The organism is Microlunatus sp. YIM B11417 (assembly GCF_059617205.1).
In genome coordinates, this window is record NZ_JCAMPJ010000001.1 from 233,167 (window position 1) to 253,190 (window position 20,024).

General features: G+C 70.5%; 16 protein-coding genes. 6 read left to right on the top strand and 10 right to left on the bottom strand.

The annotated features are described in order from the left end of the window. The first annotated feature begins 67 nt into the window (after positions 1-67). Positions 68-790 (top strand): MerR family transcriptional regulator, encoded by a 723-nt coding sequence (locus tag AC6CCG_RS01150; RefSeq protein WP_496652606.1) that lies wholly within the window; start codon positions 68-70, stop codon positions 788-790. Positions 791-794: 4 nt separating this feature from the next. On the opposite strand, the gene AC6CCG_RS01155 is transcribed toward AC6CCG_RS01150, so the two are convergent. Further along, positions 795-1,664 (bottom strand): LLM class flavin-dependent oxidoreductase, encoded by an 870-nt coding sequence (locus tag AC6CCG_RS01155; protein WP_496652607.1) that lies wholly within the window; start codon positions 1,662-1,664, stop codon positions 795-797. Positions 1,665-1,729: 65 nt separating this feature from the next. Here AC6CCG_RS01155 and AC6CCG_RS01160 point away from each other — a divergent pair, with 65 nt between their 5' ends. Then, positions 1,730-2,008 (top strand): YciI family protein, encoded by a 279-nt coding sequence (locus AC6CCG_RS01160; protein WP_496652608.1) that lies wholly within the window; start codon positions 1,730-1,732, stop codon positions 2,006-2,008. Here the strand turns inward: AC6CCG_RS01160 and AC6CCG_RS01165 are convergent. From AC6CCG_RS01165 to AC6CCG_RS01185, 5 genes are all read right to left on the bottom strand, one after another. Then, positions 1,977-3,266, bottom strand: coding sequence for a uracil-xanthine permease family protein (locus AC6CCG_RS01165; protein WP_496652609.1), 1,290 nt, complete (start codon positions 3,264-3,266; stop codon positions 1,977-1,979). The genes AC6CCG_RS01160 and AC6CCG_RS01165 overlap by 32 nt on opposite strands. 73 nt (positions 3,267-3,339) lie before the next feature. Continuing rightward, positions 3,340-4,290, bottom strand: a complete 951-nt coding sequence (locus tag AC6CCG_RS01170) for a phosphotransferase family protein (RefSeq protein ID WP_496652611.1) — start codon at positions 4,288-4,290, stop codon at positions 3,340-3,342. A gap of 2 nt (positions 4,291-4,292) precedes the next feature. Then, on the bottom strand, positions 4,293-6,056 hold the full coding sequence (locus AC6CCG_RS01175) for a CocE/NonD family hydrolase (protein ID WP_496652612.1): 1,764 nt from the start codon (positions 6,054-6,056) through the stop codon (positions 4,293-4,295). Positions 6,057-6,095: 39 nt separating this feature from the next. After that, positions 6,096-7,286, bottom strand: a complete 1,191-nt coding sequence (locus tag AC6CCG_RS01180; RefSeq protein WP_496652613.1) for an MFS transporter — start codon at positions 7,284-7,286, stop codon at positions 6,096-6,098. 89 nt (positions 7,287-7,375) lie between these two features. Beyond that, complete coding sequence (locus tag AC6CCG_RS01185) at positions 7,376-8,257, bottom strand: helix-turn-helix domain-containing protein (protein ID WP_496652614.1); 882 nt, start codon at positions 8,255-8,257, stop codon at positions 7,376-7,378. Between the two features lie 93 nt (positions 8,258-8,350). On the opposite strand from AC6CCG_RS01185, the gene AC6CCG_RS01190 reads away from it, so the two are divergent. Then, entirely contained in the window at positions 8,351-9,079 is a 729-nt protein-coding gene (locus AC6CCG_RS01190) for a class I SAM-dependent methyltransferase (protein ID WP_496652615.1), read from the top strand. Positions 9,080-9,163: 84 nt separating this feature from the next. On the opposite strand, the gene AC6CCG_RS01195 is transcribed toward AC6CCG_RS01190, so the two are convergent. The 4 genes from AC6CCG_RS01195 to AC6CCG_RS01210 form a co-directional block, all read right to left on the bottom strand. Further along, positions 9,164-10,738 (bottom strand): hypothetical protein, encoded by a 1,575-nt coding sequence (locus AC6CCG_RS01195; protein ID WP_496652616.1) that lies wholly within the window; start codon positions 10,736-10,738, stop codon positions 9,164-9,166. Between the two features lie 654 nt (positions 10,739-11,392). Then, positions 11,393-12,211: a helix-turn-helix transcriptional regulator gene (locus AC6CCG_RS01200; RefSeq protein ID WP_496652617.1), complete on the bottom strand. Its 819-nt coding sequence runs from the start codon at positions 12,209-12,211 to the stop codon at positions 11,393-11,395. 130 nt (positions 12,212-12,341) lie between these two features. Beyond that, entirely contained in the window at positions 12,342-12,998 is a 657-nt protein-coding gene (locus AC6CCG_RS01205) for a response regulator (RefSeq protein WP_496652618.1), read from the bottom strand. Beyond that, entirely contained in the window at positions 12,995-13,921 is a 927-nt protein-coding gene (locus tag AC6CCG_RS01210; protein ID WP_496652619.1) for a sensor histidine kinase, read from the bottom strand. Before AC6CCG_RS01210 ends, AC6CCG_RS01205 begins: the two co-directional genes overlap by 4 nt. Before the next feature lie 97 nt (positions 13,922-14,018). Here AC6CCG_RS01210 and AC6CCG_RS01215 point away from each other — a divergent pair, with 97 nt between their 5' ends. The 3 genes from AC6CCG_RS01215 (at position 14,019) to AC6CCG_RS01225 (ending at position 20,021) form a co-directional block, all read left to right on the top strand. Beyond that, positions 14,019-15,464: an alpha/beta fold hydrolase gene (locus tag AC6CCG_RS01215; RefSeq protein WP_496652620.1), complete on the top strand. Its 1,446-nt coding sequence runs from the start codon at positions 14,019-14,021 to the stop codon at positions 15,462-15,464. A 192-nt stretch (positions 15,465-15,656) separates the two neighbouring features. Continuing rightward, a complete protein-coding gene (locus AC6CCG_RS01220) occupies positions 15,657-19,313 on the top strand; it encodes a GH116 family glycosyl hydrolase (protein WP_496652621.1) in 3,657 nt (1,218 codons plus the stop codon). A 123-nt stretch (positions 19,314-19,436) separates the two neighbouring features. Further along, positions 19,437-20,021, top strand: coding sequence for a hypothetical protein (locus AC6CCG_RS01225; RefSeq protein WP_496652622.1), 585 nt, complete (start codon positions 19,437-19,439; stop codon positions 20,019-20,021). The last annotated feature ends 3 nt before the right edge of the window (positions 20,022-20,024 follow it).

Below are 20,024 nucleotides of genomic sequence, written 5' to 3' on the forward strand. Positions count from 1 at the left end.
CTCAGCTGCAAGCTTTCGCGGGCTCACCCGCTGGCTGCTGTCTGCGGGCCGGCCTAACCTTGCATCCGTGGTCGAAGAAGCCGCAGCACGTTACCGGCCGGTGGACCTGGGCCGGGCGGTCGGGCTCGGGCCGTCCCAGATCAGGAACTACGAACGGCTGGGCTTCCTGCCGCCGGCCCACCGGACGGCGCACGGTTACCGCCGCTTCGGCGACGAGCACCTGGTCGCGCTGCGGACGGCGCGGACCATGATCACCGGGTACGGCTGGCAGCGCGCCTGCGATGCCCTGGCCGCGGCGCACCGGGGCGACGCGACGACCGCGCTCGCGGTGGCCGACGAGCGGCACGCGTCCCTGCACGCCCAGCGGGAACAGGTCGCCCAGGCGCTGGACGCGCTGCGGCGCACCCGCGGGCGGATCACGGCACTGGCCGGCCTCCGGGTCTACCGCGGGCGGACGGTCGGGATCGGCGAGGCCGCCGCGGCGGTGGGGACGACGACCTCGGCGGCGCGCTACTGGGAGTCCCGCGGCGTGATCAGGGCGCAGCGGGTCGCCGGCCGGCGCCGCTACGACTACCGGCTGCTGCAACAGCTCCAGTTGATCAAGCTGCTCCGTGACATCCGGTACGGCTTCGACGCCATCGCCGTGGTCGTCCGTGATCTTGACCAATCCCCGGGGATGAAGGCGATCGAGGCCCTGGAGGAGCGGCGTGCCAAGGTCGAGCAGGCGTCCCGGGCGGCAGGCGTGGCCACCCGGGCGCTGCTGGACTATCTGGACCGGCTCGGGCTCTGAACGGTCAGAGCAGCGGCTTGACCTCCTGGCCGAGGAAGCGGACCAGGCCGTCCAGGTCCGGCTCGTCCTCGGTCGGCTGGAACACCACCGACGTGCAACCGACCGCAGCCAGCTGCCGGACTCCGTCCGCGATCGCCAGCGCGTCGCCGGCCACGCCCAGCTCGGGGCTCGGTTCGCGGTGCCAGCGGGGCATCTCCGCGTCGAGCCGGTCCTGGGCGCCGGCGCCGGTGGTCACGATCAGCGACGCGACGACGGGATGGTCATCCGTCGGAGCCGCTTCCTTGATCACCCGTGCCGCCTCGCCCACCTCGGCGACCGACAGGGGAGAGGCGAGCATGGTGCCGTCGCCCAGCTCACCGCACAGGGCCAGCGACCTGGGGCCGGTGCCGCCCAGCAGCAGTGGGACCCGGCGCTGCGGCGGCCAGTCGAGCTTGACCTGGTCCAGCTTCACGTACCGCCCGTCGGTGCTGACCTCCTCGCCGTCGAGCAGGGCCCGCAGCGCGAGGGCGTACTCCCGGAGCAGGGTCAGTGGCGAGGCGACCCGGCCGCCGACCTGGCCCATCCACGACTGCACGCCGTGCCCGACGCCGGGCAGGAAGCGCCCGGGGAAGGCCCGGTCCAGCGTGGCGATCTCCATCGCCGTGAGGGCGACGTTGCGCAGCGGGGCCGGCATCAGGCCGAGCGCGACGGTGATCCGCTCGGTGGCGCCGAGGGCGATCGCGGAGCCGGCCACGCCGCTCTCCTTGAAGCAGTCCTCCCACATCCAGAGCTCGTCCAGCCCCGCGTCCTCGGCCGCGGCGGCCAGCGGGCGGAAGCGCTCCGGCGGCAGGGTCGGGACGAACGCGAGGCCGAGCTTCGGTGGTTCAGTGGTCATGCCGGCCATCCTGACCGAGCGGACTGACAGTCCGCCGCGCGGGTCGTCCCAGTAACCTGTCCGCCATGACGACCTTCGCCGTACGACTCGTGTTCGATCGTGACGAAGCCGCCCGGCTGGAGGTGCGGCCGAAGCACCGTGAGTACCTCGCCTCCCTCGCCGCCGACGGCCGGCTCCGGCTGGCCGGCCCGTTCAGCGATCAGCAGGGTGCACAGCTGGTGTACGAGCTCGCCGACCGGGCCGAGCTGGACGCGGTGCTCGCGGCCGACCCGTACTTCGACCGCCCCGAGCCGGTGGCGACCGTCGAGGAGATCAGGGAGTGGGCTCTGCTGCCGCTCCCCTGAGCCGGGTGATCAAGGTCATCAGGTGGTAGACGACGATGGCCGCGATGCTGCCCAGGGCGATGCCGGCGACGCTGAGGTTGCCGCCGGACAAGGTGAAGTCACCGACGCCGATGATCAACGCGACGGCCGCCGTGAACTGGTTGGCCGGCTTGCTGAAGTCGACCTTGTTGTCCAGCCAGATCTTCACGCCGATGATGCCGATCAAGCCGTACAGGGCGGTGGTGACGCCGCCGAGCACGCCGGCCGGCACGGTGTTGATCACCGCGCCGAGCTTGGGTGACAGGCCGAGCGCGATCGCGACCAGGCCGGCCACCCAGTAGGCGGCGGTCGAGTAGACGCGGGTGGCCGCCATCACGCCGATGTTCTCGCCGTACGTCGTCGTCCCCGAGCCGCCGCCGGAGCCGGCGACCATGGTTGCCAGGCCGTCCGCGATCAGGGCCCGGCCGGTCAGCTTGTTGACACTCGGATCGGTCAGCTGGGCGACGCCGCGGACGTGCCCGACGTTCTCCGCGACCAGGGCCAGCACGACCGGCAGGAAGGCCGGGACGACCAGCCAGACACCGGGTGCGGCGAACGGGTTGGCCGGCGCCTGCAGGTGCGGCAGCCCGACCCACGGCGCCGCCGCGACGGCTGAGAAGTCGACCTCACCGCGGACCACCGCGACCAGGTAGCCGACGATCACGCCGACGAAGATCGACAACCGGCCGAGCATCCCGCGGAACAGCACGGCGGTGATGATCACCGCCAGCAGGGTGATCAACGCGGTGACCGGCGCCGCCTCGAAGTTGTTCTTCGCCGCCGGCGCCAGATTGAAGCCGATCAGCGCGACGATCGCCCCGGCCACCACCGGCGGCATCAGGGCGTCGAGCCAGCGGGTGCCGGCCAGCTGGACGATCACACCGATGATCAACAACAGCAGGCCGACGGCGACCACGCCGAGCAGCGCCGAGGACTGGCCGTGGCTGGCGGTGGCGGCGGTGATCGGCGCGATCAGGGCGAACGAGGAGCCGAGGTAGCTGGGCAGCTTGTTCCGGGTGATGATCAGGAACAGCAGCGTGCCGATGCCGGAGAACAACAGTGTCGTGCTCGGCGGGAAACCCGTCAGCACCGGGACCAGGAACGTCGCGCCGAACATGGCCACCACGTGCTGGGCGCCGATGCCGATCGTGCGCGGCCAGGTCAGCCGTTCCTCCGGCCGGACGATCGCGTCGGCGGCCACCGCCCGTCCTTGTCCGTGCAGCGTCCACGGCAGTCGCATCGTTTCTTTCCTCCCCGTCTGCTGGCTTCCGGGACCGTACACCGGGCTGGCCGGTCGGCACTAGACGCGACGTTCAGAGCCGGGCCAGGGCGGACCGGATCTGCTCGGCGTAGTGCGCCCGGCCGCGGTGGTTGCCGATGCCGTCGTGCCAGGCGAGGTGCGGGATCGACTTCGAGATCACGGCTTGGGCCAGGCGCTCCTCGAACTCCGGGTCGGGATCGATGCCGTAGCCGGCCAGCAGCGCGGCGAACTCGGGCTCGCCGTACTTGGTCGAGGTCATCGCGAGATCGCCGATCCGGCTGCCGCCGTGCCAGAGGCCCCAGTCGATCACGCCGCGTACCTCCAGCGCGTCGTCGACGAAGACGTGCGCATCGTGCAGGTCACCGTGGCAGAGCACCGCATCGGTGGCGGGTGGAACGTCGGGCGAGCGACGTACGTGATCAAGGGCGGCGCCGATCTCGGCGGCCGTCAGCCCGGCCGCCGCGAGGCTCGGTCGCTGGCGCTCGCGTTCCATGATCAGCTCGCGCCGCACCCCGACCGGGTCCGGCCAGTGGCCGGTCGGGTCCGGGCGCTGCGGTCCCCGTGTCGCGACGGTGTGGATCAGGGCCAGCGTTCGACCGAGGTTGATCATGACCTGGCGGCGGCGATCCGGATCGAGGGTGGGCAGCAGGTCGCCCAGCGGCCGGCCCGGCGCCTGTTCGGCCACCATCGCCGAGCGCTCGCCGGTATCGCTCGCCATCCCTTCCACGGCGAGGATCCGAGGTACCGGGACGCCGGCCGCGCGCGCCCGTTCCATCGCCCACACCTCGGAGTCGAAGGTGCCGTCGCCGGGCTTGCGGATCCGGACGAAGACCGTCGCGCCGCCGGCCAGCGTGGCGCGATGGACCTCGTTCTCGTCGCCGACCGTGAGCCGCTCGAGCATCTCGGGGTCCGTCCCGGTCGCCTTCCTGATCAAGGCGGTCACCTGCTCGGGCGGTGCCGCGAACCGGGCGTGCAGTGAGTTCAGGAATCCGTCGTCGCTCATGATCATCGCCTCCGTACCGGCAGATCGAGTCGGGTGTCTTCGCCCAGCGTGAGGGTGAACGTCTCGCCCGGCCCGCCGTGGTACGTGAAGCAGGAGGCGTCGTGGCCGGCGATCGCGATCCGGAGCCGGTGGCCGGCCCGGAGGAGCGCCGAGAGCGGCAGCAGTTCGATGATCAACTCGAGGTCCTCGCCGGGCCGGACCGGGAGACCGTCGGCGCGGGCGAAACCGCGCGGTACGCCGAGGCCGGCGGGATCGGCGGTCCCGGCCGTGGCGCGGTGCAGGAACCGCAGGCAGCCCTCGGTCAGATAGGTCACCGTGCCGTCCGGCCCGATGTCCTCGAGGTAGACGTACACCACGCCGTCGTCGAGGTTCGTGGCCAGCCGCAGCGTGGCGACCGGGAAGCCGAGCAGTTGGAGGTCGCCCGGCAGCGGGGCGGAGGTGAAGGTCAGCAGGCTCTCGTCGGCGCTCGCCCGGTCGGGGTAGGCGGCGCCCCGACCGACCTCGCCGGCGAGCCAGCGATTGAGCGGCCCGGTCGTCGCCTCGGGGTCGACCCGGTGGCGGACGGGCAATTCCGACGGCGCTCTGCCGGTCAGCCCGCCGTCGGCGTGCGGGTACAGCCGGCGCACCACGACACCCTCCGGTGGCCAGGACGCGACGGTCTCCCACTCATCGGTGCCCAGGGTGCTGTACGTCAGCGTGCTGCTCGGCGACGGCGCGGGGTCGTCGGCGAGGTGGCGGGCGAAGAACTCCACCAGGCGGCGGTTCTGGTCCTTCGTGGCCGCGAACTCGTCGTCGCCGGCCGGGCCGTCGGGCCGCAGCGGATCGGCGAAGGTGCGGCCGCCGTGGCCCCACGGCCCGATCTCCACGGTCTGCGGGTTGGGCAGCGCGGTGAACCGGGTCAGGGCGCTGGTGAGGAAGGCGCCGTCGACCCAGCCGACCCGGGCGAAGATCGGCACGCCGGTCGCGCCGATCCTCGGGTAGGCGGCCGCCGGTGTGGTGATCAGCCAGTCCAGCCCGGGCACGCGGTCGTCCCGGAACGGCACCCGGTCCATCAGCGCGTGGACGTCGACGTTGGCCTGGTGCTCGGCGACGGCCGCCGCGAGGAGGGCGGGCCCGTCCGGGCCGTCGACGGGCTTGATCGGCGTCGGTGGCCGGATCTCGTCCGCGGGTCTTCCCTGCAGCTCGCCCAGCCGTTCCCTGGCCCCGGCCACGCCGTCCTTGAGCTGGCTCTCGGCCATCCACCGCGCGTACCGGCCGGAGGTTGCCGCGCCGCCCGGGTAGAACAGTTGACGGTACGGGTCGTTCGGGCTGAACAGGGCTGCGACGGCGACCAGGTGCGGATTGCCGTGCCGCGCGACGAGCTCGGCGGCCTGCCCCTCGTAGGACGTACCGAAGGCTCCGACCCGGCCGTTCGACCACGGCTGCTGCGCCACCCAGGTGATCAGCTCGTCGTAGTCGGTGATCTCACGTTCCGCGAGCTCACTGCTCCGGGTCCCGAACGAGGCGCCGGTCCCGCGGGCGTCGGCGATCAGGAACGCGAACCCGGCACCGTTCCACAACTCACCCTCGGCCCGGTTGGCATCGCCTTCCGGGCCAGGGATCTCGGACCGCGTGGCGCGGTAGTAGCGGGTGGTCCGCAGCACTGCCCCGACCCGTTCGCCGGCCGCGATCCGTTGGATCGGGAGCCAGGCATCGACCGCCAGCCGGACGCCGTCGCCGACCGGGACGTACCAGGACTGCAGCCGACGAGTGGGATCGAGAGCCATACCGAGATCCTGGCATCGCGGCCGGCGGAACGACAGTGCTTATCGGGTCCGGCCGGCGATCACGACGACGATCATGCCGAGCACGGCCATGATCATTCCCGACCAGGCCGGTGCCGTCCAGCCGAGCCCCGCGGCGATGCCGGCGCCGCCGATCATGATGCCGATCGCGTTGCCGAGGTTGAAGGCGGCGATGTTGGCGGCCGAGGCGATCGTCGGCGCCTCGGCCGCGTGCCGGACCACCCGGATCTGCAGCGCCGGAGTCGTGGCGAAGCCGACGAATCCCATGAGCAGCAGGAAGATCGCCACGCCGGGTTGGCTCGGCGCGGCCAGGGCGTACCCGAGCAGGCTGATCGGCACCAGGGTGGCGAAGATGATCAAGGACCGGTCCAGGTTGCGGTCCGCGGCCCGGCCGCCGACGATGTTGCCGAGCACCAGCCCGATCCCGAACAGCACCTGCAACCACGGTACGGCCGCGGAGTTGAAGCCGGTGACCCGGGTGAGCAACGGCTCGACGTACGAGAAGGCTCCGATCAGGCCGCCGAACACGAGCACGGTGAACAGCAGGCTGAGCAGGACCTGGCCTCGGCGCAGCACCGCGAGTTGATCACGCAGCGGCGGTGCGGCAACCTGCGTCGTGGCCCGCGGGATCAAGATCAGGACGCCGAGCACGGCGAGCACGCCGACGGCGCAGATCACCCAGAAGGCCGCCCGCCAGCCCAGCTGCTGGCCGATGAAGGTGCCGAACGGGACGCCGAGGACGTTCGCCACGGTCAGCCCGCCGAACATCACCGCCACCGCCGAGGCCCGCCGCCGTGGTGACACCAGCGTGCCGGCGAGCACGGCGCCGATGCCGAAGAAGCCGCCGTGGCAGAGTGCGGCGACGATCCGGCCGACCATGATCACCGGGTACGTCGGGGCCCAGGCCGACAGCAGGTTGCCGATCAGGAAGAAGCCGAGCAGGATGATCAACGCTGTCTTCGGCGGCCGGCGCGACAGCACGGCCGTGACGGCGAACGCACCGACCACCACGGCCAGCGCGTAGCCGGAGATCAGATGGCCGGCCGCCGGGATGCTGACCCGGAGGTCGGCGGCGACGTCGCTGAGCAATCCGGAGATCACGAACTCGGTCAGCCCGATCCCGAAGCCGCCGGCGCTGAGCGCCAGCAGTCCCGGATGGAAGGCTCGGTCGAGAGTGGGGGCCTGGTCGGGCTGGGCAAGGGTTTCGGGCATGACAAGCTCCTGAACTCGGCCGGTGAGGTTGCTCCCGGGCGCGCGGAATCGGCCGGCTCGCGGTGTCGCGGCCGGGAGGTGAGGATCGATCAGCCGGTGATGGAGCGGCTGGCCAGCAACCGGAGTGCCGCCTCGTCGGGCGACCCGGGCTGCGCGGTGTGGATCAGGTAGCGCTGGCCCTCGTCGCCGGGCACGTGCAGCACCTCGTAGTCAAGATCAACTCGGCCGACCTCGGGATGGTGGTAGCGCTTGCGGCCGCTGATGCACAGCTCCACCGGATGCTCCGCCCAGATCCGTGCGAAGTCGTGACTGGCCACGGTGAGCTCGCCGATCAGCCGGGTCAGGCCCGGGTCGCCGGGATACTGGGCCGCGACGTAGTGGAGGCTGGCGACGGCCAGCTCGGCCTCGAACTCCCATTCCCGGTAGAGGCTGCGGCTGGCGGCGTCGAGGAACAGCAACGCGATCTTGTTCGGTCGCCGGGGCGGGTCGTTCGGAGCGTCGAACGGGAGATGCGGCGCCAACAGCGCATGGCCGAGCCGGTTCCAGGCCAGGATGTCGTGGCTGCGGCCGAGCAGGATCGTCGGTGCGTCCGCCATCGCGTCCAGCAGCCGCACCAGCCCGCTCCTGGCCGGGCCCTCGGCGTGAGGATCCCGCTGCTCCGGCCGCGGTCCGCGAGCCAGCTCGAACAGATGCGCCCGCTCGACCGTCGACAGCCGCAGCGCGCGGGCGACCGCGTCCAGGACCTGATCCGAGGCGTTGGTGGCCAGGCCCTGCTCGAGCCGGGTGTAGTAGGTCGACGAGACGCCGGCGAGCTCGGCCAGCTCCTCCCGCCGCAGCCCGGGCACCCGACGCTGACCGTACGTCGGCAGGCACACCTGGTCCGGCCGCAGGGCCGCGCGCCGGGTCCGCAGAAACGTGCCGAGATCGCCCCCGACCGACGTCCGGTCGCCGAGCTGGTCCGCTGTCGTCATGCCACCATCATGCGTCGCCCGCCCGTCGCGTTCCTGTCCCTGCCAGTGACAGGAACCCTGGAGCGGAACTCGGCCGGGTACGCTCCTGATCCCGTGGCGAGTGACGACGCGTGGCGCAGGCTGCTGGCCGACTACGAGGCTGGCCGCGGCAGGCCCGACTCCCTGGACCGGATCCTGGAATGGGAAGCGCAACGGCAGCTGATCGGTGATCCTGCCGGCCGGGACGTGCTCGACGTCGGCTGCGGCAACGGGAGCAAGGCGGTGGAACTGGCGGCGGCCGGTGCCCGCAGCGTGGTCGGGGTCGACATCGCCGGACAGTTCGTCACACCGCCCGACGGCCTCGACGTCGGCCTGTACCAAGGTGATCTGTCGGAGCTCGAGACCCATCCCGCGCTTCGAGGCCGGAGCTTCGACCTCGTCACGGCACTGATGTCGCTCGGGTACGCCCGGGACACCGTCGCGACGTTGAGGGCGATCCGGGGCTTCCTCCGGCCGGGCGGTCACGTCGTGATCGCCCGGGCCCATCCGCTGCGCTTCGCGGTCGAACGGTCCGAGCAGCAGGGGATCGGGCTGGGCGACGCCGATCACCAGACCTCACCGGTCACGTACCAGGCCGGTTGGAACCGTGAGATCACCCTGACCCATCGTGCCGAGACCTTCGGAGCCATGATCAACGATCTTGCCGCCGCCGGCCTGTACGTGGACCGGATCCTCGAACCGCAGCTCGGCCCCGAGGCGCGGGAGCGCTACCCGCACAAGCAGGAGTGGTTGTCCCGCTACGTCGGAGTGATCATCCTCCGAGCCCGCCCGCTCCCTTCGTGATCCCCGGCGAGATCATGATCAACGTTGCAGCAGTCGCTCGGTCAGGGATTCGTCCTGCACGCTCAACCGCTTGCCGCAGTCTGATCATGGCGCAACTTCGCGAGCCGCCAGACCCAGGTCTTGGGCACGTCCTTGATCGGTGCGAGAGGGCCCGCCCGCGCGCGTCGAGCCGTCAGCGACGGCGCCGGCGCAACGGGAGATCGCCGCCCAGAGGGCGTGCGCGACCGGTCCGGTGCCAAGATCATGAGTGCCGGAACGATTTGTCAGATACATGTTCCCGTGCGGTGACCGGAAGATCATCGTCGTCGGGTCCGGCCTGCGTCGCCGCCAACCACCATGAGTAACCGCGCGATGCTCCACCCGCGCTAGTGGACTGAGTTTCTCGACCGTGGTCTGGCCGGGCGGCCCGTTAGGCTGGTACGGATCGGTGTGATCAAGATCGCGCTTCCGAGTCGCGGTCGACCAGGGGAACGCGCTGGCCGGTTGGCGCAGGAAGGCGTGTTCACGGTGGCGGTCGGGGATCTCGTAAGCGTCCACTGGTGGCGGTACGTCATTCAGATCGATCACCGGCCGCACCACGACCCGATCATGACCCAGCCACTCACCCACGACACTCTTCAAGGTCGGTCCGAACCCTGGCACCCGGCACACGCCGTCGACTTGAGGTAGATCCTCGGCGGAGACGTGCACCACCACCGTCGAGGTCGGCACCAGCACCGACGGATCCAGCTTGGCCACGAGCCGTTCCACCGCTGATTCGAAGATCGTCGACTCCACGTCCGCGGCGGTCGGGCGGTCCCGCAGCGCCGGGTGCACGTCGGACTCCTCCACCACCAGGTCAGGCTCGCCTTCGGGAGTCAACGCAGCCACCGCCTCGGCGAGTTCGTCGTCGAACAGCTCCGGTTGACGGCGCTGGGCCCGCAACCGGGTGACCGCGCCGACGTCACCCAACAGGCCGAACGCCTCGGCTCGCCGCTCACTGGCGGTGCCCTCGGTCAGGCAGTCGGCCAGCTCCTGGACCTGGGCATACAGCCGCAGTGCTGCCAACGGCTCCAACCGCCCGAACACTGCTTTGTGCCCGTTGTCGTCGGTCTGCGACAACCACACCCCGCGCTGCTTCCGGCGCTGCTCGTAATCGGCCCGCGCCCGCTCACCATCAACCCGCAGCATCTCCGCCTCGACTGCGTCGCGGAGCTTGCCGTAGGGCTGCGTCCCGGCGAACCACGCCACGGCTTGGTCCACCTGTGCCGCCTGCTCCTGAGTCAGGTGATGGGTAAGCCGGGCGATCTTGCAGGCCTGCCACTCCTCCACCTCGCAGCGCATCGTCTTCGTCCATAGCAAAGGCAATCTGTGCCGCAGGTCGAGTACGTCTCCGATGAAGGCCATCCCCGACCCGCTGCTCCTACCGATCTTGGCCAGGAATTCGATCATCGCGAGATCGTTCACCGCCGGAGTGCCTTCACCACCCGGCCGGACGGCCTGTGCCAGTCCCGGCCCGGTCTCCATGATCGACCCCGCCGGATGAGCATCAGCCCAGGCGGCGGTCCAGACCAGGAGTTCGTTCGCTGCCGCGATCCGGGCGCGCCGCAACCCGCCCGCGACTTTGAGGATGTCGGCAGTGCCGTACCCGGCAGCCTTCGCCTCCAACGATTCGAACATACAGGCCATTCTACTCAAGGTGGCTGACAAAATCCCTACAAAACAAGGGAAATTCAGGACCTGCGCATCCTGGACCTCACCTGGAGTCGATCACAAACGATCCCGATCCATCCGGAGATCGAGAAGCTCGCCCTCGGTGGCCGGCCCCGGCAGCTGGCGCCTGCCTGTCGGGATCGCCCGTCGCAGGGAGCCGACGATCGCGGCCGGGCTTCGTTGGAGTCCAGGTGTTCGCGTTTGGGGGTGCGGTCTACGGGAGGCGGGCGTCCTGGGCACCGCAGCCCTGCTCCGGGCCGGACGTGGTCGACGGGTCGCGGAGTTCCGTGGATCAGAACTGAAGGCCGACCGGCGATCGTGGAACCGTTACGTGTGGAGGCGGTGGGTGCCCTGGATGGTCTTCGGGCGCCGACCGCGATGATCATCCAGTCGGCGCGGCGGGCTGCATGTGACTCTCGCCGGGGCTCGTGATGTCGGCGCGGATTCACAGGGACCGGCTCGGCGGCCTGGCGAGCCTGTGTTGATCATGGTGAACTCCCAGCCGGCCGGACCGCGTCCTGCGGGATCGCCCGACGGCTACGGTGCGGCGTTCGCCGTCGACATCCCCCACACCGGGCCGTGCCGGACGATGCCCGATCGTCGGCTGACGGATCTCGCCCGTCAGGCTTGCGGCGCCACCTTGCGGCCGTTGGCGGGTTGGTCGAGCGCGGTCGTGACGACGCCTGTGGACTGCCGGTCGAGTTCGATCCGCTCGCGCAACCGCAGGCCGGCGACGAAGCGGGTCGGTGCATCGAGGGCGTCGAGGATCGAGGCGACGTCGTAGCGTACGGTGCGGACGCTGACGCCGAGGCGTTCGGCGATCTGCTCGTCGGTGAGCGGCACGGCCAGGAAGCCGACGATCTGCTGCTGGCGGGGGCTCAGGTCGGACAGGCCCGACGTCGCGGCGGCACATGGGTACGCCGTCGCCATGATCGCCCGCCAGTAGTCCTGTGCGGCGCTCATGCAGCCCGTGTCCCAGACCCGCATCACCGTCGGTTCGTTGCGGACCACCGGACCGTCCAGCAGCACCTCGCGGCGGTCGATGATCTTCATCTGGGCCGGTACGAAGGCGAAGTAGTAGACCCGCGGGTCCTGGCCCGCCAGCAGGAGCCGCGCCTCGGGGTCGGTCTTCTCGAAGTCGAACAGGCTGATCATGTCGAGCCCGCCGGCCACGACCTCGTCGTTGTTCGGCATGCTCACCCGCAGGTGTTCGATCTGACCGGTCGGCCGCGCCGAGAGCAGATGGCGCCAGCGGCGACTGGCGACGATCATCCAGCGGTTGATGTCGGGCGCGCCCCGGCCGATGATTCGCGCCTGGGCCGGCAGGCCGTGCGTGATCGCATCGGCGACCCGCCCTCGTTCGGTGCGCAGGCGGGCGGCGGCGTCGTGAACCCGCTGCACCTTCGCCGCCGGGAATCGGTTGTTCTCAAAGACGCTCAAGTCCTTGTCCTCGTACATGGCCGTCCCTCTCACGAACGATCGAGAATCTGCCTCCAGCGGAGCGCCCCCAGCGTTGGCCGAACGATAGCGCGGGCCCCGGTTCATCTCCGGGGCCGCGACTGCGCGGGATTCAGCGGGTGCCGGGCGTGATCAGACGGCTCTCGTACGCGGCGATCACGAGTTGCGCCCGGTCCCGGGCGGCGAGCTTGCGGAGCAGTTGGCCGATGTGGGTCTTGACCGTGGCCGCGCTCAGATAGAGATGATCGGCGATCTCGGTGTTGGAGAGGCCTCGGGCGATCAAGGAGAGCACCTCGCGCTCCCGGTCGGTGATGCCGTCCAGTCCGCGCACCGCGGTGGTGGGCGGCTGGCTGGCGAAGGTGGAGATCAGCCGGCGGGTCACGCTCGGCGCGAGCAGGGCGTCCCCGGCGGCGATCACCCGGATGGCGTTGAGCAGGTCGGCCGGCGGGGTGTCCTTGAGCAGGAAGCCGCTGGCGCCGGCCCGGAGGCCGGCGTAGACGTACTCGTCGAGATCGAAGGTGGTCAAGATCAACACCCGGACGTCGGCCAGTTCCGCACAGATCTGCCGGGTGGCTTCCAGCCCGTCCAGGTCCGGCATCCGTACGTCCATCAAGATCACGTCCGGCTGCAGCTCCAGCGCGAGCCGGACCGCCTCGGCGCCGGTGCCCGCCTCTCCCACCACCGACAGCTCCGGTACGGTCTCGACCAGCACTCGGAAACTGCCGCGGAGCAGAGCTTGATCATCGACGATCATCACCCGGATGGTCATGCGGCCACCAGGCGAGGCGAGTACGGCAACCGGGCCGTGATCAGGAAGCCGCCGTGATCACCGGGCCCGGCCCGGAACGTGCCGTGGTGCAGGGCGACCCGTTCCCGCATCCCGATCAGTCCGTGGCCGGGCGGCCGTGCGCCCCGTACGCCCGGACCGTCGTCGGACACCTCGACCAGCAGCTCACCGGGCTCGGCGATCACTCGGACGGTGCAGCGGGCCGGCGCCGCATGCCGGACGACGTTGGTCACCGCCTCCTGGGCGATCCGGTACGCAGCTCGGCCGACGTCCTCCGGCACCTGCTCCAGCCCCCGCAGCTCGAAGGCCACCTCGACCCCGGCAGCCGTCGCCGAGGCGCCGAGCTCGGACAGTCGGTCCAGGGTCGGGGCCGGAGCAAGATCGGAATCGGCGGCGCCGGTGCGGAGCAGTTCGAGCAGGTGCCGGATCTCGTCGAGTGCTCCCCGGCCGCTGCGTTCGATCACTCGCAGCGCGTCGACGACCTCGTCCGGTCGGGTCGCCGCGACGTGGGCGGCCACGCCGGCCTTGACCGTGATCAAGCTCAGGTTGTGCGCCACGATGTCATGCAGTTCGCGGGCGATCCGGAGCCTCTCGTCGGCCACGGCGCGGGCGGCGGCCTGCTCGGCGGCCCTCGTCACGTAGGCGCGACGGTCCCGGACCGCCCGACCGATCGCCCAGCCGGTGCCGATGATCGACAGAGCCAGGATCACCGCACCGATGACCTGCGGGACGGGTCCCGACCAGGGCAGCAGCGGACCGCCGCCGGCGGCGCAGAGCACCAGGCCGAGCGTGCTCAGGGCACCGATCACCCGGGTCGGGACCCAGCGGGACCGGGGCAGCCGCAGCGCCGCGAGATAGGCGATCACGGCCACGGCGAGAACCGGCACGATGATCACGAGACTCATACCAGGAACGGTAGCCGCATCGCCGCGGCCTCAGCCCTGGGTCGGTCATCCCCGGCTCCGATGTGCGCCGGTACGTTCTCGGCAACGCTGGCCCACCATGAGACCCCGACGACGTCTGATCACCCTCGCGGCCGCGCTGATCGCGCTGCCCGCGCTGGTGATCACCGCGAACCACGCGGCCGCCGAGCCGACACCCACCCTGGACTGGAAGCCCTGCCCGGACGACAAGATCGGGATGCAGTGTGCCGCGCTCGACGTGCCGGTCGACTGGTCCAAGCCGGACGGTCGCAAGATCACGTTGCAACTCGGCCGATTGCCGAGCACCGGCACGAAGCCGGCCGAAGGTTCGGTGCTGGTGGCGTACGGCGGGCCGGGCGGGCCGGGGATCGCGATCACCCAGGAGTTCGACGAGCCGTGGGCGGAGCTGCGGCAGCGGATGGACATCGTCACCTGGGACACCCGCGGCTACGGCAAGCAGTTCGGCGGCACCAGTACCGGACTGGACTGCACCTGGACCCGGATGCCGGTTCCGGACCTGCCGGCCGACGCCGCCGAGTTCGGCCGGCTGGGCCAGACCAACTTCGGCATCTCCTACACCTGCCGGAACCGCGACCAGGAGTTCTTCGACAACATGAGCTCGGCCGACCAGGCCCGGGACATGGAGGCGATCCGGGTCGCGCTCGGTGAGCCGAAGCTCAACTTCTATGGCAGTTCCTACGCCACGTTCTTCGGCCAGAGCTATGCCCGGCTGTTTCCCGACCGGATCCGCACCCTGGCGCTGGACGGTGGCTTCTCACACAGTCCGACCGCCGCGAACGGTGGCTGGGACGGCGAGTTGGACGCGCATGCCCGGCGGAACGAGCGGACCTTCGGCCGGTTCGTCGACTGGTGCGCCTCGGACCGGTCCTGCGCCCTGCGCGGCCGCAACGTCGAACGGACCTGGCAACGCCTGATCGCCAAGGCCGACCGCACCCCGCTGCCCGCCCGGCGAGGCAGTGAGACGTACTTCTACAACGGCGCCGATCTGCGCGGGCTCGGGCTCGGCCTGGCCCGCCGCAAGGGCTGGCCCGAACTCGCCGCCGCGATCAAGGACGCGTCGCGGGGCGACGCCTCCGGTTTCCTGCCGGCCCGGCCGCAGAGCCCGTACCCCGACTTGCCGCTCGGCATCACCGAGTGCCTGGACATGCCCAGGATCCAGTCGTACGAGGAGCTGGCCGGAACCGTGGCACGGCTGGAGCGGATCGCTCCGAACACCGGGGCGGTCGCCACCATGACCATGAACACCCTGCAGTGCGTCGGCTGGCCGACCGCGACGACGAATCCGCCGGCCGCGTTACCGAAGGGCCTGCCGCCGATCCTCACCGCGGGGGCCTGGGACGAGTTCGACGCCCTCGAACCGGTGGCCGATCAGGTGCCGGGCAGTGGTTCCATCCGGCACGAGGACTCGGGGCACACGCTCTACCTGTTCAACGAGTGTGCCCGGAAGTTGATCAACCGCTACTTCACGGATCGGGAGGTTCCCGCTCGCCGCACCGAGTGCTGACCACCACACCTCGAGCACTGAGCCTGTCGAAGGGCCGGGCCCGATCCGGCCGGCCCTTCGACAGGCTCAGGGCACGACCAACTGGTCCAAGCTCAGGGACGTCGGGGCGGACAGACCGTTGACCCGCCGCCGCCCTCCCGGTTAGCGTTGAAATCGATTTCGAGTCGATGTGGACCGAACCGAGGAGCTTCGATGGACCATGATCAACAACCTGCGGGCTGTTCCGGACGGACCTGCTCGGGCGACTGCCCCCGCGCGAACCTGACCCGCCGTACCTTCCTGGCGCTGAGTGCCACCGGACTGGGTACGGCGGCGCTCAACTCCTGGCCGGCCCAGGCGGAACCGACGTCGGTCCAGCCGCCGTCCGGCAAGGACCTGGCCGCCCTGGTCAAGCGCGGCAGCCCGACGAAGTACACCGGCGACGCGCTGCCCAGGATCGGGATGCCGGTCGGCGGCGGCTGCGCCGGCCAGGTGTTCCTCGCCGGCGACGGCCGGCTCTGGGCCTGGGACATCTTCAACCCGACCTCGTTCCCGCTCGGCGGCGCCGACTTCTCCGGCAGCAACTACGCCGACCCGCTGTCGGCCGACCAGCCGGGGGCGGCGCAGTTCCGGCAGGGCTTCGCCGTGCGTACGGAACGCGGCGGCACGACCCGGACCGTCTCCCTGGATGCGGAAGGCTTCGGCGAGGTCAGCTTCGTCGGGCAGTACCCGGTCGGCCGGGTCGACTACGCCGACGCGGACTCGCCGGTCACCATCGCCCTGGAGGCGTACGCGCCGTTCGTCCCGCTGGCCGTCGACGACTCCACGCTGCCCGCGACGATCATGGCCTACACGCTGCACAACCCGGGCACCGAGGCGGTCCGGGCCACCGTGCTCGGCTACGCGGAGAACCCCGTCTGCCTGGACAGCCGGCGCAGCCAGCCGACGTTGCTCCGCACCGCCGGCTTCGACCGCGGCTTCGAGTTCACCGCCGCCGATGATCACTCCGCCGAGGGCGAGGACATCCTGTTCGAGGACTGGGAGTCCGACGGCTTCGGCGACTGGACCGTGCAGGGCGAGGCGTTCGGCGACGGCCCGGTCAGCCAGACCGAGGTGCCCAACCTGGTCAAGCGGTTCGGCGACCTCAACCTGTCCGGCACCCGGTTCGTCACCTCGTACGCCTTCCGGGCCGGCGGCAACGCCGACGCTGCCACCGGATCCCTGACCAGCAAGGAGTTCCCGGTCGAGCGGCGTTATGTCGCGGTCGCGATGAGCGGCGGTGATCATGCCGGCAAGACCTGCGTCGACGTGATCGTCGACGGCGAGGTGGTGGCCACCGCCACCGGCGACAACACCGAGCCGATGATCACCCGCTTCCTGGACCTCGGTGATCATCAGGGCAAGACCGCGATGATCAGGATCGTCGACGACGTCACCGGCGCCTGGGGCCACGTCAGCTGCGACGCGATCTGGTTCACCGACCGGGCCGACGTCCTGTTCGAGGACTGGGAGGACGGCTACCAGGACTGGACCGTCACCGGCACCGCGTTCGGCGACGGCCCGGTCACCGCGGCCGAGACGCCGGAGGGTTTCAGGCGCGCCTTCGGGATCCGTACCGAATTGAACGTCAAGGGAAAGTTCGTCACGTCCTACAACTTCCGCGAGGACGGCGACCCGGACCGGCACCAGGGAACCCTGACCAGCAAGGAATTCACCATCGACCGCCGGTTCGTCACCGCCTGGGTCGGCGGCGGCAGCCACCGCGGCGAGACCTGCTTCGACGTGATCATCGACGGCGAGGTGGTGGCGACCGCGACCGGCACCGACATCGAGCCGGTCACCGCGATCTCGATGGACGTCGGGCGCTTTCGCGGCAAGAAGGCGAAGATCAGGTTGGTCGACTCGCACACCGGCGGCTGGGGCCACGTCAACTGCGACCGAATCGTCTTCAGCGACCGGCCGATCCGCCGACTGCCGGTCCCGGAACGGCCGGACGGCGGCAGCTTCGCGCTGGCCTCGCTCGATCCAGGGTCCAAGATCAGGCCCTCGATCTCCCTGACTGCACAGGGAAAGCCGGACTCGGACATGCTGTTCGACGCCTCGGACGGCCCGGCCGAGGTGGACGGCACGACCGCCCAGTTCGGCACCGTGGCGACGTCGGTCACGCTGGCGCCGGGGGAGCGGCGCACGGTGCGGTTCGCGTACGGCTGGCACTTCCCGGTCCCGCAGCGCGAACTGTTCGCCGAGCTGGTCGGCGCCGCCACCCTGCGCCGCGAGTACGGCAAGCGGTTCGACTCGGCCAAGGCGGTCCTGCAGCACCTCGCCAAGGAGGCCGGCCGGCTGTCGGAGCAGACGCTGGCCTTCGTCAAGACCTGGTACGAGGACTCGACGCTGCCGCACTGGTTCCTGGAGCGGACCCTGGCCACGGCGTCGACGCTGGCGACGAGCACCTGTTATCGCTTCGACGACGGGCGCTTCTACGCCTGGGAGGGCACCTACTGCTGTGCCGGCACCTGCCAGCACGTGTGGAGCTACGGGCAGGCGATCGGCCGGCTCTTCCCGGCGCTGGAGCGGGACACCCGGCAGCGGGTCGATCTCGGGATCGCCTTCCGCGACACCGGTGAGATCGGCAACCGGGGTGAGTGCGGGGATGCCTCGTCCTCGTTCGCCGACGGGCAGTGCGGCACCATCCTCCGGTTCTACCGGGAGCACCAGATGAGCCCCGACAACGCCTTCCTGGACAAGAACTGGACCAAGATCAAGAAGGCGACCGAGTACGTGATCACGGCCCGCGACGGGGCGAACGGCGACAAGATCGACGGCATCTTCCGGGGCAGCCAGTGGAACACCCTGGACACCGAGTGGTTCGGCGAGGTGCCCTGGCTGAGCGGCCTCTACGTCGCGGCGCTCCGGGCCGCGGCGGCGCTGGCGACGGAGGCCGGGGACGACGACGCGGCCGACCGCTACACCAAGATCGCGAAGTCCGGCTCCGATCATCTGGCCGGGAAGCTGTTCAACGCCGAGTACGGCTACTTCGAGCAGAAGACCGATCCCGACCATCCGTCGGTGAACAGCAACCGCGGCTGCCACATCGACCAGCTCTACGGGCAGGCCTATGCCGCCCAGCTCGGGCTGCCCCGGGTTTTCGACCAGGAGCAGTCCAGGACGGCGCTGGCCAGCGTCTACGCCAACAACTTCCTGGCCGACCCGGGCTCCTACCGGCCGCCGGGCGTGAACCCGGGCCGGATCTATGCGACGAAGGACGAGCCGGGCGTGATCATGACGACCTGGCCGCACGGCGGGTCCAGCGAGTCCGGCGGGCTGATGTACTTCAACGAGGTGTGGACCGGACAGGAGCACCAGTTCGCGGCGCACCTGTTCGCCGAGGGAATGACGGCCGAGGGACTGGCCGTGATCAAGGCGGTCTACGACCGCTATCACGGCAGCAAACGCAACCCGTACAACGAGATCGAGGCGAGTGATCATTACGCCCGGGCGATGATGAGCTTCGGTGTCTACCTGGCCGCGATCGGCTACGAGCACCACGGGCCGAAGGGGCATCTCGGCTTCGCCCCGCGGTTCGGCGCGGACGACTTCCGGTGCGCCTTCACGGCGGCCGGCGGCTGGGGCTCGTACCGGCAGACCCGGCGCGGGAAGCGTCTGGCCGCCGACGTCGAGGTCAGGTACGGCGAGCTGGCGCTGAAGACGCTGGCCTTCCAGACCAAGGAGCCGGCCCACCTGGTCACCGTGCGCCACGGCGGCCGCCGGGTCGCCGCCGAGGTCGAGGCGGACGGGACCCGGGCGGTGGTCACCCTCGGCAAGGCGGTCACGATCCCGGCCGGCACCAAGATCATGATCGAACTGACCTGACCCACGTCCTCCACCTCGGTTGCAGCTAGTTGCAACCCGGCCGTCCGGCGCCGCCGCAGAATCACGGCGGCGCCAGGTTGGGGCCGGGGCAGCCCGCCTGCCCGAGGGAATCAAGGAGGACCTGTGTTCAAACCGATCCTGGCGGTGATCGCGGCGCTGGCCGCGGCGCTGCCGCTCCTGTTCGTCGTCGCCCCCGAGGCCGCGGCCGACGACAAGGACGTAAAGCGGGTGGTGACCACCGGCAAGTGCGTCCATGCGTCCGGTTGGACCAACAGCGGCTCGTTCAGCTACGCCGTCGCGAGCGACTCCGTGGTCTGGAAGTCGCGCCGCCACCTGCACGTCGACTACAGCCGGGGCAAGGGCATGCTGCTCACCTGTTCCCGGGCCGCCCTGAGTGACGGCGGCAAGGTCGGGATCCGCCACACCTGGATCGTCGAGGGAACCCGGGTCGGCAGCTGTGAGATCGGTTGGGGAGGTTCGTGCACCGTCTCCGACTACGCGGAGAAGTCGACCCGCGCCTCCGGGTGGCGGCCGAACCGGACCGGCCAGACCTCGTTCGACATGGGCCAGGACGACATCTACGCCCGGTCGACCGACACCGGGAAGCTCGACGCCTACACCCACAAGGTCTTCGTCCGGTTCGTGTCACCGAGCGGGAACGCGGAGACCAGCACGACCGCGACGATCCGGTTCCGGCGGGGAGACTGAGCT

Excerpts from the sequence above, each read along its gene's own strand:
- AC6CCG_RS01155 (WP_496652607.1), bottom strand. The coding sequence starts at position 1,664 with ATGACCACTGAACCACCGAAGCTCGGCCTCGCGTTCGTCCCGACCCTG.
- AC6CCG_RS01160 (WP_496652608.1), top strand. The coding sequence starts at position 1,730 with ATGACGACCTTCGCCGTACGACTCGTGTTCGATCGTGACGAAGCCGCC.
- AC6CCG_RS01185 (WP_496652614.1), bottom strand. The coding sequence starts at position 8,257 with ATGACGACAGCGGACCAGCTCGGCGACCGGACGTCGGTCGGGGGCGAT.
- AC6CCG_RS01165 (WP_496652609.1), bottom strand. The coding sequence starts at position 3,266 with ATGCGACTGCCGTGGACGCTGCACGGACAAGGACGGGCGGTGGCCGCC.
- AC6CCG_RS01175 (WP_496652612.1), bottom strand. The coding sequence starts at position 6,056 with ATGGCTCTCGATCCCACTCGTCGGCTGCAGTCCTGGTACGTCCCGGTC.
- AC6CCG_RS01220 (WP_496652621.1), top strand. The coding sequence starts at position 15,657 with ATGGACCATGATCAACAACCTGCGGGCTGTTCCGGACGGACCTGCTCG.
- AC6CCG_RS01195 (WP_496652616.1), bottom strand. The coding sequence starts at position 10,738 with ATGTTCGAATCGTTGGAGGCGAAGGCTGCCGGGTACGGCACTGCCGAC.
- AC6CCG_RS01205 (WP_496652618.1), bottom strand. The coding sequence starts at position 12,998 with ATGACCATCCGGGTGATGATCGTCGATGATCAAGCTCTGCTCCGCGGC.
- AC6CCG_RS01210 (WP_496652619.1), bottom strand. The coding sequence starts at position 13,921 with ATGAGTCTCGTGATCATCGTGCCGGTTCTCGCCGTGGCCGTGATCGCC.
- AC6CCG_RS01170 (WP_496652611.1), bottom strand. The coding sequence starts at position 4,290 with ATGAGCGACGACGGATTCCTGAACTCACTGCACGCCCGGTTCGCGGCA.
- AC6CCG_RS01180 (WP_496652613.1), bottom strand. The coding sequence starts at position 7,286 with ATGCCCGAAACCCTTGCCCAGCCCGACCAGGCCCCCACTCTCGACCGA.
- AC6CCG_RS01215 (WP_496652620.1), top strand. The coding sequence starts at position 14,019 with ATGAGACCCCGACGACGTCTGATCACCCTCGCGGCCGCGCTGATCGCG.